Annotated in this window: 14 protein-coding genes; all 14 read right to left on the bottom strand. The window is 39.6% G+C overall.

What is annotated here, in order from left to right; translation table 11 throughout:
• Positions 1–2: 2 nt before the first annotated feature.
• The gene (locus tag FFV08_04555; protein QLB51985.1) at positions 3–1208 is read right to left on the bottom strand and encodes an ABC transporter ATP-binding protein; all 1206 of its coding nucleotides are present in this window, start codon (positions 1206–1208) and stop codon (positions 3–5) included.
• Positions 1208–2014, bottom strand: a complete 807-nt coding sequence (locus tag FFV08_04550; protein ID QLB51984.1) for an ABC transporter permease — start codon at positions 2012–2014, stop codon at positions 1208–1210. The genes FFV08_04555 and FFV08_04550 overlap by 1 nt, the downstream gene beginning before the upstream one ends.
• Positions 2015–2019: 5 nt before the next feature.
• Positions 2020–2955, bottom strand: a complete 936-nt coding sequence (locus FFV08_04545; GenBank protein ID QLB51983.1) for a glycosyltransferase family 2 protein — start codon at positions 2953–2955, stop codon at positions 2020–2022.
• A complete protein-coding gene (locus FFV08_04540) occupies positions 2952–4100 on the bottom strand; it encodes a glycosyltransferase family 1 protein (protein QLB51982.1) in 1149 nt (382 codons plus the stop codon). The genes FFV08_04545 and FFV08_04540 overlap by 4 nt, the downstream gene beginning before the upstream one ends.
• A 113-nt stretch (positions 4101–4213) precedes the next feature.
• Positions 4214–5461 carry a glycosyltransferase family 4 protein gene (locus FFV08_04535; GenBank protein ID QLB51981.1) on the bottom strand — a complete coding sequence of 416 codons (1248 nt, stop codon included), beginning with the start codon at positions 5459–5461 and terminating at the stop codon, positions 4214–4216.
• A gap of 3 nt (positions 5462–5464) precedes the next feature.
• The gene (locus FFV08_04530; GenBank protein QLB51980.1) at positions 5465–6772 is read right to left on the bottom strand and encodes a DUF2142 domain-containing protein; all 1308 of its coding nucleotides are present in this window, start codon (positions 6770–6772) and stop codon (positions 5465–5467) included.
• Entirely contained in the window at positions 6759–9740 is a 2982-nt protein-coding gene (locus tag FFV08_04525) for a glycosyltransferase (protein ID QLB51979.1), read from the bottom strand. Before FFV08_04525 ends, FFV08_04530 begins: the two co-directional genes overlap by 14 nt.
• A gap of 24 nt (positions 9741–9764) precedes the next feature.
• Positions 9765–10544 (bottom strand): glycosyltransferase, encoded by a 780-nt coding sequence (locus FFV08_04520; GenBank protein ID QLB51978.1) that lies wholly within the window; start codon positions 10542–10544, stop codon positions 9765–9767.
• A complete protein-coding gene (locus FFV08_04515; GenBank protein ID QLB51977.1) occupies positions 10534–10893 on the bottom strand; it encodes a DUF2304 domain-containing protein in 360 nt (119 codons plus the stop codon). Before FFV08_04515 ends, FFV08_04520 begins: the two co-directional genes overlap by 11 nt.
• Positions 10893–11597, bottom strand: coding sequence for a glycosyltransferase family 2 protein (locus FFV08_04510; protein QLB53269.1), 705 nt, complete (start codon positions 11595–11597; stop codon positions 10893–10895). Before FFV08_04510 ends, FFV08_04515 begins: the two co-directional genes overlap by 1 nt.
• Positions 11598–11605: 8 nt before the next feature.
• Positions 11606–12577, bottom strand: a complete 972-nt coding sequence (locus tag FFV08_04505; protein QLB51976.1) for a glycosyltransferase — start codon at positions 12575–12577, stop codon at positions 11606–11608.
• Between the two features lie 26 nt (positions 12578–12603).
• Positions 12604–13551, bottom strand: a complete 948-nt coding sequence (locus FFV08_04500) for a glycosyltransferase family 2 protein (protein QLB51975.1) — start codon at positions 13549–13551, stop codon at positions 12604–12606.
• A gap of 7 nt (positions 13552–13558) precedes the next feature.
• Positions 13559–14833 (bottom strand): lipopolysaccharide biosynthesis protein, encoded by a 1275-nt coding sequence (locus tag FFV08_04495; GenBank protein ID QLB53268.1) that lies wholly within the window; start codon positions 14831–14833, stop codon positions 13559–13561.
• 295 nt (positions 14834–15128) lie between these two features.
• The gene (gene tuf, locus FFV08_04490) at positions 15129–16325 is read right to left on the bottom strand and encodes an elongation factor Tu (protein ID QLB51974.1); all 1197 of its coding nucleotides are present in this window, start codon (positions 16323–16325) and stop codon (positions 15129–15131) included.
• Between the last annotated feature and the right edge of the window lie 225 nt (positions 16326–16550).

The raw sequence follows: 16550 nt of genomic DNA, 5'->3' as shown, positions 1-16550 counted from the left end.
CTTTATGATTGAGAAATCTTCCAACTGCCATTACGCTGGATTAAGCCAGTGGCAGAATCCTTAGCAGAGACATCGTCATCCTTAATATCCTGACGATTGACTAAGATAACTGGGTTGTTCTGAGAGTCTGCAAAGGCTAAAATTTGTTCTTCTTGATCCCTCACCGAAACCTGCAGTTTTAACTTAGCGTTATTTATCTGTGACACATGACACTTGTAAGTCAAGCACTTCTGTCCAGGTCCTTCTGTTGGCTGATCCATGGAATTATCATTGTAAAGCCAGATAGTTCGATCGATATCTGTCAGAGAAAAGGAAACATAGGTCGGTAGGTCTTGATTTACCCGATAAGAAATTTCAAATTCAATCTCTTGTTCAGGTGAAATCTGAGGCGAATGCAAGAGCTTAACCTTCAAATCAGAAACTGCTGCATTCTCAACCTGGAATCCTTCATTCATGGCTTTTGTTTCAGTCGCATTGTCCAGACTGTACTGGTTGGCCACATCATCAGGATTACCGATAGCCTTGACCAAGCCATTTTCAATCAAGACAGCCTTATTACAATACTTTTTAACAGCTCCCATGTCATGGGTCACCAGAATGGTCGTCTTGCCCGACTCCTTACGATCTTTGAAGTAGTCATTACACTTACGCTGAAAGGCTTCGTCTCCAACAGCCAAGACCTCATCCAAAATCAGAATATCACCCTGAGCCTTGATGGCCACAGAAAAGGCCAGACGCACTTGCATACCGCTGGAGTAGTTCTTGAGCTTTTGGTTCATAAACTCGCCCAGCTCAGCAAACTCCACGATATCATCGTACATGGCATCTACTTCTTCTGTTGAGAATCCCAGCATGGCACCATTCATATAGACATTTTCGCGGCCAGTTAGTTCTGGATTAAAACCGACACCCAGCTCAATAAAAGAAACCAACTTACCGTCAATAGTTACCTTGCCCTTCTCCGGAATATAAATCTCAGAGATAATTTTCAGAAGGGTGGACTTACCAGAGCCATTGCGGCCGACAATTCCGTAGAAGTCCCCTTTTTCAACTTCAAAGGAAATATCTTTCAAAACATGCTGTTCTTTGTAGCCTTTGATCCCCTTAAAACGATTGACTAAACTGGTTCTCAAACTCTGAGTAGCCTCAGTAGGCAATCGAAAGAATTTACTTACATGGTCGACTTTTACTGCAATATTATTTGACATTATAAAATCTCCGCAAATCTCTTAGCATTTTTATTAAAGAAGAACAAACCTAGAGCCAATATCACAAAAGGAATCAAGTAGGGAATGAGGGCGATTAGTTTGTTATTCACGATGTCCCAGCCTCTGACATTGACAGGAGAAACGATGAAATGGCGCATGTCCTGCAGCATCTGGGCAATCGGATTGAGCATCATAATTTTAGCGACAAAAATGTTTTTACCTTTCAAAAGGAAGTTCAGAGAGTAGATAATGGGGCTGGCGTACATTCCAGCTTGAAGAGCCACTTCCCAAATCGGTCCAATATCGCGATACTTTACAAACAAGGAAGACAGCATGAGGGCGCAGCCCATTGCCAAGACCAATACCTCCAGAAAAAGAGGAATAATCACCAGCGTATGCAAGCCGAATTTCACCTGATTAATCAAGGCGAAGAGGAAAACAACGACCAGATTAATCAGAAAATTGATAGCTGCTCCAAGAACTGATGAAAAGACGATGGTATGCTTAGGAAAGTTTAATTTACGAAGCAAATCTCCCCGAGACACGATGGAAAGCATGCCCATGTTGGTGGCTTCGGTAAAGAAAGACCAGAAAACCATCCCCAGCAAAAGCCCTACTGTATAGTGGGGTGTCCCATCATCAAAGCGCAAAAAGCGGACAAAGACCAGATACATGATAGTAAACATCATCAATGGCTTCAAAATCGACCAGAGATAGCCGACCAAGGACCCTTGATAACGCAACTTAAAATCCGTCTTGATTAATTCTTTCAAAAGAATACGATTTTTTTTACTAAAAAAATCCATGAATATTACTCCTTATAAGCAAACTTTGTGAGAATGAGGCTCGTAAAAACAAGGGTATGGAAAGTGCGGTTTTTACGGTAGCCATACTGACGAATCCTGCGCCAGCGCTCCTTAAAAGGCACCTCCATAATAGTCACAAAGTTCTCAATTAACTCTCTATTTTCAGCAGTCAGCGGCAGTACCAGCAAATTTCTGGCCTGGGTCTGACTGTCTTTTATCAACTTCCAATATTTGGCAAAAAGAACATGGGGACGAACCCAGTTTTTTAAGCGTTTTTTGAGCGTTCGAGCTCCTAGCACATTATTCGAATGCTGGCGATAGAGCTCACCTGGCTTGTCAATATAGACTAGATTGCCAAAAGCCGCAGCCAGCAAGCCCAGATACCAATCGTGCATGAGCAGTTCATGCTCTTCCTTCCCAGTCCAAAGTTGGGCCAAGGCGCGATTTATCATAGAAACACCGCCCGTCACCGTATTCTCTGTCAACTCTTGGACCAGTTCTGTATTAGCGTGATCCGACTGAGTGCGAATCATACTTTCGTGAACAACTTGTAGCTCTTGATCCACGACTTTCAAGTCAGTATAAACCAGCAAGGGCTGACTGCTATCATATTTGTCTGCCTCAGCTAACTGAATGGCAATCTTGTCTGGCAGCCAAACGTCATCTTGGTCGCTAAAGAGATAGAAATCCGAATCTTGGTATTGAAGCAGGCTATGAAAACTCTGAATGACACCCAGATTTTGTGGATTTTCCCGATTGATAAAGGAAATGCGGTCATCCTTGCGACAAAAGTCTTCGATGACAGCCCGCGTTCCATCTGTAGAGCCATCATCACGAATCAGCAGCTGCCAGTCTCTATATGTCTGCTCTTGAATACTCTTAATCTGCTCGGCCAGAAACCGTTCCCCATTATAGGTGGACAAAAGAATGGTCACTATCATGATAAAAATAAATCCTCGTATTCACCCACAATTTTTTCCCATGTGTAGTTTTCTTTCATATTTTCTTTGGCGGCTTGACCTAGCTCCGTAAACTCTGTTTGAGCATCTACTCGGTCAATCAGCTGGGCCAGCTGGCCGGGTTCTTTTTTCCAGTACAGAGCCGTTTCTTTTGCTACCTTCCGATTGAAGTCCACATCCAGCACCAGATTGGCATCTGTCTGAGCCAGTGCTTCCAAGAGTCCCGGATTGGTACCGCCAACCTCGTGGCCATGTATGTATGCAAAAGCATGATTTCGGATATATTTGAGCAGATTCTGATCATAGACCGTTCCAACAAATTTAATGCGAGAATCACGGTCAAAGCCCGTTTTCTGCTTGAGTTCTTCAAAATAGGGATTTCCCTCATGATTGCAGATAATCATCAAGTCACGTTGGGTTTTGGATTTCATGAACTCTTGAATGATGGTTTCATAGTTGTTCTCCGGAACGAAGCGTCCGACAATGAGGTAATAGTCTTTTTCCTTACTGGCCCACTTTTCAAAGAAGACCCTGACCTTGCCTTCGTTTTCCGTCAGATTGGACATATAAACGTCGGTTCCATAAGCGATACAGGTCGTTTTAGACCAAGGATAAGCTTTTTGAATATAGCTTTCGATGCCTTGATTGTCCGCTATAACCAAGTCTGCATGCTTGGTCATGACCTTCTCAGAATACTTGAGATAGGCTTGGACTGGCTTAGACCACTTGGCCCGCTTCCACTCCAACCCGTCAGGATTGATAAAGAATTTACCGCCTGCCTGATGAATACGACGAGCAAAGGGAAGGATAAAAGCACCAATCGTATTTCCAAGAATGTAAAAAATTGGCTGCTCAATCTGCTCTTTCTTAGCAAACTTGAGGGCGTAGGAGACAGCCATCATATCATAGGCAATTACTCGGGCAGGACCAAGCTTAGGTGGCTTGACTGTAAAGCAGTCTACTCCCTTGTAGTCAAAATGATGAAAAGCTTCATCATCTGATAAGCAAGCCACATGATACTGGATTTGAGAAGAGATTTGATTCTCTGTCAATTTTTCGACAAAGGTTTCAAATCCTCCATATTTGGCAGGAAGTCCCCGACTCCCGATGATGAAGACATGTTTCATGATTTCCCTCAATTCAAGATTTTACAATCCATTCTATTATACCACTTTCTAGTGTGTTTGTATAATACAAAAAGGACAGGTAGAGCCGCGGCTGCACTTGTCCTTTTCTTTCTTTAACCTCTTCTGCCAGAAAGCAACTTATTTTTCACTTTTCGTAAGAAAGAGCCTGCTGGTTGAGAAGGTAAATTTGTATCCAATAAGCACTTGACATGACGCAAAGAGTTAGACTTGTATATTTCAGTGTTTTCAATCTTATCCAATAAGGTCTGGTAAACACTCTGAACTGTGTATCGCTCTTGGATTTTACCAAGATTGGCCACCGCCTGATCTTTTAATCTCTCAAAGTTTGCCAAGGCAATGTTTATCTTATCAGCCAACTCCTCGATATTGCCAGATGAATACAGCTGACCTTCTTCAAAGATTTCATAGGCGGATAGATGACCAGGATTGTCCGACAATATGGTCGGAAGGCCATTCATAATCGCTTCAATATAGACTAAGCCAAAGGTTTCCATTGCAGACGGAAATACCGCAAGATCTGCTTCCATCACCTCTGCCCAAGGATTGTCCTTGTGTCCCAGGAAGCTAATATTTTTGACATGGTGTTCGGAGATATAGGTATCGCATCTTTTTTTGTACTCATCATCCCAGGAACCGATAAAAACCAAGGCCGGTTTTGGCTGAGATAGCTGGTTATATGCTTTTATCAATTCTAATTGATTCTTACGCTCTGTCAAACGTCCAACTGACACAATACGCCTTTCGGCTCCATCCTTTTCTCCTGTGTCAGTAGGCTGAATTTTCGTAAAAGGGGCAAAAGACAAGACTTTTCTATTTGGCAGCAGCTCCTGTAACTGTCTTTGCAAGGCTCCTCTAACTGCAAATATTTCCTGCGAATAATCACTGATAAAATCTAGCTTTTCCTTATAGTAACCAAACTCTCCGTCAGGAAATTCATGAATCAGCCAGAAATGCGGAACATTCTCGCAGGCCGCTGCCACTGCACCTTGAAACATATTGACCGTGTTAGTAATAACCAAATCAATCTTTCGCTCCGTTAATATCTTTCTGAGCGCTGAGGTATTATCCTGATAAGACCGAGCTCTAGACTCAGGACTGTCCGGCAGGCCACCAGGCGCATCCTCCCACCACCATTTAACTGACGGCAAGGCTATAGTCTCAATAGCCAAGGCTGCCAAGCTGGATATATAGTCCTGCTGAACTGCTACATGATAATCCGGAATCGCATTGATAACCTGATGGCCCGTCTGGACCAAGTATTCCATCAAATTGACAATAGAGATTTCAGCTCCATTATCCAGCGTTCCAGTCGGCGAAATGAATAATATCTTTTTTTTCATAGCTTATCCTAATACATTCCAATAAAAGGGCACCATCAAGTAGAGGGAAACTAAGAAGTTAGCTACCAGAGTCCCAACCATCATTCGATTCACCACTCTGTCTTTAATGTCCAAGGTTCCTAGATTAGCAACAGTTGGTAGTAGTAAAATCAGGAAGGGTGTAAAATAACGTCCCTGAGCACCAACCGATATCATGGCCCCTTTACCTAAGACGATGGGCGTCCACTGCAGATACATAATTGACACAACAGCAATCACTTGAACCAGAAACAGATAACGCGACATGACTGTGTAGCCCTTGGTCATAAAATCTTTCTGCGACTGCAAGAAGATGATAGCTAAGACAGCCACATCGATAAAAATCAGCCATAGAGGCAGTTGAATGGTGAAATTGCCCAAAAAGCCAAACATACCAATTGTCAAAATCGTATTCAAGTCGCCATTGACACTTTGCTTAAAGAGCGTATTCAATAAGACTTGGCCATAGTGCAAGAGCCCACCCTGATTGCGAAAGGCTAGATGCAGGGCAAGAAAGAAAGTAGCAAAGCCAAGCACATAAAAGATAATGCGATAACGAGCTACAAAAGCTTTGGTTGCAAAAAAAGGCTTGTTCAGAACCGCAAGGAATCCTTCAAATTCAAAGTCAACAAAAGGCAGTAAGCCTAATAAAAGAACATTATTCGGCTTGGTGACAAAGAGGCCTATAGAAATCACCAAAAGCTCCAGTACATTTCTATTAGTGAATTTCTTATGATAGGCAATATTGGTCAAAAAGCCAACCGCCAACATAATTTCCAGGTAGTTCATCACATCGTAAGAGAGAGAAGCTGCCTGCTGGACCATAATAGGCAAAAGAGATAGGAAAAGCAGAGCTTTTTTGCCATATTTGAAGTATTTAATCAGCAGATAAACCCCGATGATATAGGCCAAGGCATTAAAGAGCCGCCCCATCATCACGATGAAGCCTACTGACGGATAAAGCATGCTTCCCAAGGTCATACCTAGGAGCTGAGGCAGGAAAGAGATAGCCTTGAGATTAAAGCCAAAGGTAAACTCTTCTTGCGCCAGATCTATCTTCTCTGAGAACAACTGCTTGTACTCTGCCGGCGAGACATTCGGAGTGGATGGGATTTTGTCCATCCATTTATATGTTCGATTGGTCGGTTTATGGAAGATTTCCCATGTCATACGAGCGTGATTGGTCTCATCAGGCACCCGATTAATCGGCTGTGCAATCATAAAAGTCAAAACAAAGATACTTGCCAATAATAAGAAAATATTCTCGACTTTTACTTCTTTATTTCTTTTCAAAATAAGTCACCATTTCATCTTTTTTATCTAAACTGCAATTTTCTATTACAAAAGCGTAGGCGTTCTCCGCTAGTTCTCTACGTAAATCCGCAGAAAGAATCAGGCTTTCCAGCTTTTCTTTCCATTCACTATCTTTAGCCAAAAGACCCGTCTGACCGTCAATCATCATGTCTGCAAAGGCCCCGATATGACTGGCAATCGTTGGTACCTTGACTAGAGCTGCTTCTATCCACTTGATTTCTGACTTAGCCCGATTAAAGACTGAGTCAACCAACGGAGCCAGATTAATATCAACCTGACTAATCAACTGAGGCAAGGCCTTCCAGTCCACATACTCATGGACGACAATACGCTGCGTATATTGTTTCATATCCTGCGGGATATCCAAGTGGCCTACAATATGAAGCTCCACGGTTGGGTAATTGTCCAGCACTTCTTTGATAGCCGGCTTGATGAGCTCAAAATTTTCATTGTGGCTGATGGAGCCAGAGAAATAACCGATTTTGATTTTGTCATCTGCAGCAAAATCTTCCTTCATGAACTGCGAGCTGACGGCAATCAATTCGCTGGACGCCAGATTACGATTCAGCAGGACGGAGTCCTTGTATTTGAGCAATTCCTCTTTTAACTGATTAGTGGAGGTAATCGCCCCATCACAAGCCGCCAGCATTTTCCCATAATTCTTCACTCCAGCATCGTAATTCCCCTTTTCCTTCTCAGATAAGCCTTGGGTATAACTCAGCTGGTCCGTATAAAGGGTATCAAATACCAAATCATCAATATCAAAATAGACTGGCTTATGCTCCTCCCGAGCCAAATCACATAAAAGCTGGAGCTGAGCAGACCAAGGAGCGCGGTAGATAATGATGTGGCTAGCATACTGGGCCTGAGCCAGACTAAATTCAGACGCATTAACCACTTTCACAGCAAAGCCATTCTTTCTAAGCTGCTCTGCCTTATTGAGCACACGGTAGCGCGTACACTGCGGAATGATGTTCTCTACACCGTCAATGATGAGAATATATTGATCACGAGGCACATCTTTGAATTTTTGAACTATATTCTCAAGAATTTCTACTGGATAATCTGTCTTCTCCCGAACATAGTCCAATACATCAGGAACCTCTGACTCTCTTTCCAGACCTTGCCATAAAAACTGCTGATCATCATAATTCTTCAAAGAAGTATACTTAATCAGAGGACTGCCCGCCTTTAACATCCTTAATGGATGAATGTACATGGCCGAATCCTGATTTTCGTGAACCAAGGCATCGTAGCGATAGCCCAAGTCAGCAAAGTACTTGGTAAAAGTCGTTTCATGCTTTCCGATAGCCTCTTCCCTTGAATCCGTATCAGTCAGCACTTGCCAATAGTCGTAGAATTCTTCGGACTGAAGCAGCAAAGGCTCAATCACCAAAAAATAAGACTGTAGGTGATTGGGAATGTAGCCATAGCGGTTAAAACCAGTGATATCTTCCTGGGTCTCACCATAGGAAATTCCCCAAAAGTCCAGATTTCTGCCAGCCATAGTTTGAAAGACAGCCGCCAAATCACTCATAGGTCCGATATTGGTGTCATTGACGAGCATCAGCTGAGAGCAATGCTGCAGCGTTTCCTTTCCTAAGGAAAGAATGCCTTCACGAAAAGCTGCCGTATCATAGCCACTATTATCCCGCACCAAGACTTGCCCATACTGCTCCAAGATTTCTGTATCTTCTGCTGCCAGACCGCCATTCACGACGATGAGAGTCTTATCAGCCAAAGCTGCTAACTTTTCTAAAAAGATAGTCTTATACTGCTGCAAGCGTGGCTCGGATTCAAAAATGACATAGACTAAGACTTTTTCGCCGCTTGAAACTGAAGCTAAAGCTTTTGCTCGTTGAGAATTCCGCAGCCTTTGATAGTAATAAACCTTAGGAGACTTAGCGTTACGTTTTAGACGAACCAGCTGTTTCTTAATCCGACTTAAAACAGCTTTGATACTGAGAGGATTCTTGATTATCTGAGCCAGACGTTTCAATGGCGTAATCATGCCATTCCCCAGTCGATAGGAAATAGAGCGGCGAATACGAAACTGCTCCTGAATAGCCTCATCTCGCTGTTCTTTTATCGTTCTCAGTCTGGATTTCAAGGAGTCTAGATTTTTATGTAACTGCCGCTGATCCTCCTGCAGTTCAAGAACATAGTCGTTCACTTTATCCATATGCTGAATCAACTCATCCAAACGACCTTCTAGTGTAAATATATTCTTGCCCAGAGCTTGGTAAATATCATCTGGTATCTGTCTCACATACTTACGCAGGATTTTCAGATACATTTCGTAATGATATCTCGTAGAATCCCGTTTAGAGATTGATTCCTTATCAAAGACCCGGTAATTCAGCTTTGTTTTTGCATCATAAACTGGTTTCGCGCCTTGATTGATAATTAAGTTTAAAAGAAAATCATAGTCCTCCAGTTTTTCACGATTCAGCGCTTCATCATAATAAATACCATCAGCTACCGAACGACGAATGAGGGAACAGTTGGAAATATAATTCTCCGTTAAGAAAGCTAGCTTGTCATAGGGCCGTGATTTAAGGTAAAACTCCTTTTTATCAGGGTCATACAAATCACCATAGACAATATCTGCCTCCTCTTGCACCATGCTTGTGTAGAAACTCTCAATATAGTCCGAATCCAGAAAATCGTCACTATCCACAAAAATAAAATAAGTGCCTTGAATTTGCTGCAAAGCCTTGTTTCTTGTCTTAACGACTCCCATATTTTCATGACTTTCAAACCGCGTTGGAAAAGGGGAAGCCGCCAAGACAGCCTCTATGATTTCAGCAGAATGGTCAGAGGAGCCATCATCCAATACCAGTAACTCAATATTTCGATAGGTCTGAGCAAAAATACTGCGCAAACACTGTTCAATGTAATCTTGATGGTTGTAACAAGTTACAACAACAGATATTAAATCTTTCATATACTTTCCTTGTAAATAACTCTATTAGTTTGAGTTAGCGTCTTGACTCTTCATGTATGCTTTATTTATCAGATTAGCCACCCACTTGGGCCAGAAAAGCTGATACATGAACAAGTCCTCTTTGGTTCGAGTGTTATCTGAAATAGTCTTGGTTGTTTCAGACTCTCCATGAATCCGGTGGCACATAAGCTTCTCGGAAATATAAGCAAAGCGACCCTTATAGGCGCTAATCTTGTACCAAGCATACCAATCCAGACTCACGCGCATTTCCTCATCAAATCGAAAATCGCTTAATGCCTCTAAGTTGTAAGTCACCGCCGGACAGGAAATGGGATTGCCAAAAGCCAGGACCCGATTTCTCCAAAAACGGTTGGCCGGCATCAGATTCAAGGTTTTAAGCATGAGAGTCTTGATTTTCAGATTGGTATTAGCCGGAATTTTGACTCCATTTTTCTCTTCAAAGTAGTCTGTATAGGCAATGAGAATATCCTTCGACTGCTCTATTTTTTGCATCACTGCTTCTAGATAAGTTGGCTCATAGTAGTCATCCTGGTGGGCAATGGTAGCATAAGAAGTCTCTACAAAGGAAAGGGCATTGTTCCAGTCCTTACCGATACCTCCGCCTTCTTTCGTATAAAAAGGAATACCGTACTTCTGGCACAATTGCTTGATTGAATCCAGCGGTGTTGAGCTATAGCAGATAATTTTTGAAGGCAAGGTTTGAGCATGCAAAGACAGGATACAATCTTCCAAAAATTCACTTTCGCCAAAGGCACAAATCACCCAGGTATGGTTATTTTTCATCTTTTTCACTCTCTAACTTAGACATTCTTTGCTTCATGATGGACAGTTCTTGCACCAACTGCTTGATTTGCTCCTTTTGCTTTGAAATAGAAATAGTATGTAAAAAAACAATAACCAGCAGGAAAAAGATGGCCAAGGACATGACAAAGTTTGAGGTCAGTTCAAAGCCTAACAATTTAGCAATCGAAACTGGAATCCAATCAAAAATAGAGATAACAATCAGTACAAAGCCAATAATAATCCACATAAAGGCTTGCTCAAACAAAATATTGTTTTGATTGATATTCCGAAAGACAAAATACAGGAATAGAACTGAAGCCACTAGCATAACAATAGACAAAATGGACATTATTCACTCTCTTTCATAAAAGCAGCAATCAAAATCGAAGAGCAAACTTCAATCATATAGCGAATGGACTTAATCGGAGTAATCGAAGAGACTCCTCCTGCACGTTCAAACATATTGGCTGGTGCTTCCACCACTTTATATTTCCGCTTCAAGATATGGACGATTGATTCCGGCTCAGGGTACTTGATAGGATAGCGCGCAGCGAATTGTCGAATAATGTCTCGATTAGCCAAACGATAGCCTGATGTGGTATCCAAAATCCTTGTACCAGTTGTTAATTTAATAAAAGCTGAAATAATGGTAATACCAAAACGCCGCATAAAAGTCGTCTGAAACTCCGAAGCCTTGTCACCGATAAAACGAGAACCAACAACCAAATCCGCCTGCTGTCGACGAATAGGCTCCAGCAAAGCACCAAGCGACTCAATATCATGCTGACCATCTCCATCAAACTGTACGGCCACATCATAATCCTTCTCAAGAGCATACTTATAGCCCGTCTGAACAGCTCCGCCAATCCCCAAGTTCATCACCAAATGGATAGCATTCAGATGATGACTATCCAAAATCTCTTTGGTTCTGTCAATTGACCCATCATTGATAACTACGTAGTCTAAGTCAAAATCAACTTTCTTCCGATATTCTACAATGCTCATAACTGTATTTAAAATACTTTCTTCCTCATTATAAGCAGGAATTATCATTAAAACTTTCAATTATCTTTCTTCCCTTTACAATAAATTTTAGCAAATAATGGAACTAACCTTAACTTCTCTAAGCTCAAAAAAACAATAAGTGAAATTTTAGTCTGAAACCTTTCGCCCTGAACCTTCTTAGACAACGGAGAGATAGTACTGATGAGTTTATTCTCTTTTAACCATTCCTTAATCCTAATATACTGATGAATAAACTCCTGATCTGATGAGGATCTCCCAGAAAAAAGCAAATACCAAACATAATATCTTTTCAAATAGTATACTACTAGCTCAGATGGCTTACCCAGCTCTAATATTTTTGAAAAAAGAACTAAAATATCAATTTTAGGAGAAAAACCTCTCTGAGAAGTGTTAGAAATACTCTGATTATTGTAATACCAATTATATCCTTTATAGTCTAATAATCCTATTTTATCTGTTGTCTTATAGGCAGCTAGGTTAAAAACGATATCTTCTCCTATACCATAGTCAAAAAATTCTAGATTGTTCGTTTTCAAGAACTCCGTGCGGTAAACTTTGGCCCAAGGAGCCATTATAATATACTTGGACCACTCTGACTGCTGTATATCTTGACTAAAGATAATCTGATTATCCTTATTAACACGTTTGTACCCACCAATAACCAAGTCTAGCTTTTTCTCATGGATAGCCTGATAAAAAGTTTCAATGTAATCACTATCAACAAAATCATCATTATCCATGAACATAGTATATTCTCCCTCAGCTAGAAGAATCCCCTTATTTCTAGTTACTGCAACTCCTTCATTTTGTTTGTCAATTACTCTTACAAAACTATACTTCAATTCATATTCTTTTAAAATATTTAAAGAGTTATCTTTCGAACCATCATTCAGAAGAATAATTTCAAAATTCTTAAATGATTGATTCAAAAGAGAATCTACACAGCGTTTAATCCCGTCTTGTGCATTATAAACTGGAATAATAACTGAAATAGCTGGTTTAGACATATTTTTCCTTTCATAACTAATCCACTCTATTTATAAAACTTCAATAAAACAGGAAATAGTTTTATTGAAAATTTTATCCCCAATAAATTGGCTAATAGACCTGTTAATTTAAATGCTCGGTTCTCTATACATTTTGCATACTGGAGCAAATACTTATACTGATAAAGCAACTCTTTAATTTTAAAATTATCAATGTATTGATTTACATAAGGTAATATAGAGATATATGAGATTGCAAAATAGATATTTAAAGCTTTTTGAATTTCAACTGAATAGTTCTTCAAGTCAGAAAGTCCCGTCCTGATTCCTTCAAGAGTATCTTGAACATTTTTTTCTTTCACGACATTAGTCAAACTTCCTTTGCGGTTCTGTCGATACATGTATTGAGTACTATTAAGAATTGAAAATTTCTTTGTCATTTTTAAGATCCGAGAACAATATAAACTATCCTCAGATACCATTCCCTCTGGAAATTTCAGGCCGTTTTGAAATAATTTTTTCGATACACACTTATTCCAATTTGGACCATTAAATATTCCAAAGCAAGTAGCTTTTAAAATATTTTCCTCAAACATAGATATAGGGAAATCTAAAATTCTATCATCATAAAAATAACTGTAGCCAAAAACGATAACATCATCAATACATTCTGTAGTTATTTCATCAAGTTGATTCAAAAAGTGCTGATCACTCCAAAAGTCATCACCATCTAAAAACAATAAGTACTCTCCCCGAGCAGACTCAATACCTGTATTTCTTGCTTTTGAAGCTCCGCCATTTGTTTGATTTAACACCCTTACTTTATTGGTATTCTCCACAGACAATTTGTCAGCGACTATTGCAGTAGCGTCAGTTGACCCATCATTTATGATCAAAATTTCATAATCTTTAAATTCTTGAATTAAGACACTCTTAACACATTTTTCTAAATAATCCGCTACATTATAGGCAGGTATAATAATTGAAAATTTCATATGTTCCTTATTTTTTCCTTCTCAAAAAAGTATATGGATTCGTCATAAAATAAATAATCAGCGAGACACTCAACCAAGCAATCATAGAGATAAGGAAAGACAACGAGGCTCCAAAAATTCCGTATTGGGATACTAGTGGTTCAGCTGTAAGAATGGATACAAGATACCCCGCTAAGAATGAAATGACTAAATAATGATGTTTTCTAAAAACAGTTAAAATATTATCACAGACTGTAGAAAATGTACTAGCAATACCACCTAACAAAAGAATGACGAAACTAATTTGATATTGATCCAATCTTGTCCCATAAATGATATTTAAAATAGGTATGGCAGCAATCGCCCCACCAAGACAAATCAAAACACTTGTTCCCCATAAAATCTTAAACAAGTTATTTTTATACGTAATAAAATGAGAAATTTTTTTCTCTTCCTTGAAAATTGCTAGTTGTGTAACCATAGGACGTAAAAAAACAATCATTAGATTCATTGCAAAAATTGGAGTGAATAGAATACTAAAGTCTCTCTGTACTCCCGCTTCAATCAATCCCCTATTAAAAATATCGTTTAATGCATACTTAGGTTGGTTATAGATTGAAACTAATAAAAAAGCATTTATAAATAAAGGTAAGCAGTCCTTTAAAATACTATAAATATCTTTTAGCTTTACTGTAGAGATATTAATACGATGAAACAACTTAGATTTCGGAAAATCAAAAAAAAGAACTACTATGAAAGAGATGATTGTTTGAAAAACAATAGATAAAAGAAGATTTTTAGAAAATAATAACAGAACAGCGAATATTATTGTTGAAATTATATTTCTAAAAAATAATGATTGACCAGCTATATCTAATCGTTCTTTCTGCTGAAACAAACCTTGAAATACATCAGACAGTGCTTCACTAACTCTGAAAAAAGATACCCAAAATATAATCCAAAAATTTTCATGAGTAGAAAAATTTAAAATTAAATAACCTAATAAAATTAATATCATTAAAATATTAGTTAGAAATCTAGTAGTCAAATATGCATCAAAAGAATATTTTTCTTTAATATCTGTTGCTTGAAAATCTCGAACTTGAAACCCCGCAACAATAACTAGTAAATTCGCAATTGCATAAGAAAAACTATATAAGTCAGCTGACTCACTAGATAAAGTACGAGTCACTATAAATAATAAAATAACAGATACAGCTGCTGAAGACAGGCTACCAAGAATATTCCAAAAGAAAATCTTTTGTGGCGATACCACTTTCAATATAATCAAACTCTCTTTCATTATAAATAAAACTTTATCCAATTATACCATAAATTCCTTTAAAAAAAGTAACCTTAGGGTACTAGATACTTATTTCTTCCCCCAACCTAACATCAAGCTTATATACACTTCTTCCCTTCCCGTCTCCTAAATCATCTTCAAGGTGCTTCTGCAAAATCAAGCTATCTACTCCGGAGATTACCGACTGCTTTCTATTCTTCCTTATTTTTAAAAACAATTACAATATATACTAAAAAACCCCATTTTCACGGGGTTTAGTGTCTGACTATAATTGTTATCTGGGAACGGAATCGAATTAAGCTTCGATTTCTGTAACCATACCTGAACCAACGGTACGTCCACCTTCACGGATAGAGAAAGTAGTACCTTGTTCAACGGCGATTGGGTGGATCAACTCAACGTCGATTGTTACGTTATCACCAGGCATTACCATTTCAGTACCTGCTGGAAGTTCGATTGAACCTGTAACGTCAGTTGTACGGAAGTAGAACTGTGGACGGTAGTTGTTGAAGAATGGAGTGTGACGTCCGCCTTCTTCTTTAGTAAGGATATAAACTTCACCCTTGAATTTAGTGTGTGGGTTGATTGAACCTGGTTTAGCGATAACTTGTCCACGTTCGATTTCATCACGTTGGATACCACGGAGAAGCACACCTACGTTGTCCCCTGCAAGACCTTCGTCAAGCTGTTTACGGAACATTTCAACACCAGTAACAACTGCTTTTTGGATTTCTTCTTTGATACCAACGATTTCGATTTCGTCGTTGACTTTAACGATACCACGGTCGATACGTCCTGAAGCAACTGTACCACGACCAGTGATAGAGAATACGTCTTCGACTGGAAGAAGCAATGGCTTGTCTGTATCGCGTTCTGGTTCTGGGATGTACTCATCAACAGTGTCCATCAATTCCATGATGATGTCTTCAAATTTAGAGTCACCTTCAAGAGCTTTAAGAGCTGAACCTTGGATAACTGGAAGATCGTCACCTGGGAAATCGTATTCTGACAAGAGGTCACGGATTTCCATTTCAACCAATTCAAGCAATTCTTCATCGTCAACCAAGTCAACTTTGTTCATGAAGACGATCAAGTGCTTAACACCAACCTGACGTGAAAGCAAGATGTGCTCACGAGTTTGTGGCATTGGTCCGTCAGTTGAAGCTACTACAAGGATAGCTCCGTCCATTTGAGCGGCACCAGTGATCATGTTTTTAACGTAGTCCGCGTGTCCTGGAGCGTCAATGTGAGCGTAGTGACGCTTAGCAGTTTCATACTCAACGTGCGCAGTGTTGATGGTGATTCCGCGTTCGCGTTCTTCTGGAGCAGCATCGATAGACGCATAGTCTTTAGGTTGGTTAACTGCTGAAGGCAAGCGACGTGCCAATACAGTTGTGATAGCTGCAGTCAAAGTAGTTTTACCGTGGTCAACGTGTCCGATAGTACCAATGTTAACGTGTGGTTTACTACGATCGTATTTTTCTTTTGCCATTTGAGTAAAAGCCTCCAATAAAATATATTTTATAGATAGACAGTAGGCAATACAGTCTAACTTTCCTTACTATTTTATCAAATTTAAATGAAAATGCAAGTCTTTTAGCATTTTTTTGTGAATTATTCCTTGTCTGATTTATAGTAAGGTTAATACAAAGAAAAGCGGTTGAACTGTCACAAGTATAACGAATTAAGAAGCTCTTTGGTTGCAAAAATAGAAAAA

This window comes from Streptococcus sanguinis, from assembly GCA_013378335.1.
GTDB lineage: Bacteria > Bacillota > Bacilli > Lactobacillales > Streptococcaceae > Streptococcus > Streptococcus sanguinis_I.
The sequence above is the reverse complement of the archived record's forward strand: the minus strand, read 5'-3'. Positions and strand labels throughout refer to the sequence as shown.

Bases quoted from the DNA above. Each gene is read 5' to 3' on its own strand.
- FFV08_04520 (QLB51978.1), bottom strand. From the start codon at position 10,544: ATGAAAAATAACCATACCTGGGTGATTTGTGCCTTTGGCGAAAGTGAA.
- FFV08_04545 (QLB51983.1), bottom strand. From the start codon at position 2,955: ATGATAGTGACCATTCTTTTGTCCACCTATAATGGGGAACGGTTTCTG.
- FFV08_04550 (QLB51984.1), bottom strand. From the start codon at position 2,014: ATGGATTTTTTTAGTAAAAAAAATCGTATTCTTTTGAAAGAATTAATC.
- FFV08_04495 (QLB53268.1), bottom strand. From the start codon at position 14,833: ATGAAAGAGAGTTTGATTATATTGAAAGTGGTATCGCCACAAAAGATT.
- tuf (QLB51974.1), bottom strand. From the start codon at position 16,325: ATGGCAAAAGAAAAATACGATCGTAGTAAACCACACGTTAACATTGGT.
- FFV08_04500 (QLB51975.1), bottom strand. From the start codon at position 13,551: ATGAAATTTTCAATTATTATACCTGCCTATAATGTAGCGGATTATTTA.
- FFV08_04555 (QLB51985.1), bottom strand. From the start codon at position 1,208: ATGTCAAATAATATTGCAGTAAAAGTCGACCATGTAAGTAAATTCTTT.
- FFV08_04510 (QLB53269.1), bottom strand. From the start codon at position 11,597: ATGATAATTCCTGCTTATAATGAGGAAGAAAGTATTTTAAATACAGTT.
- FFV08_04540 (QLB51982.1), bottom strand. From the start codon at position 4,100: ATGAAACATGTCTTCATCATCGGGAGTCGGGGACTTCCTGCCAAATAT.
- FFV08_04525 (QLB51979.1), bottom strand. From the start codon at position 9,740: ATGAAAGATTTAATATCTGTTGTTGTAACTTGTTACAACCATCAAGAT.
- FFV08_04515 (QLB51977.1), bottom strand. From the start codon at position 10,893: ATGTCCATTTTGTCTATTGTTATGCTAGTGGCTTCAGTTCTATTCCTG.
- FFV08_04505 (QLB51976.1), bottom strand. From the start codon at position 12,577: ATGTCTAAACCAGCTATTTCAGTTATTATTCCAGTTTATAATGCACAA.
- FFV08_04535 (QLB51981.1), bottom strand. From the start codon at position 5,461: ATGAAAAAAAAGATATTATTCATTTCGCCGACTGGAACGCTGGATAAT.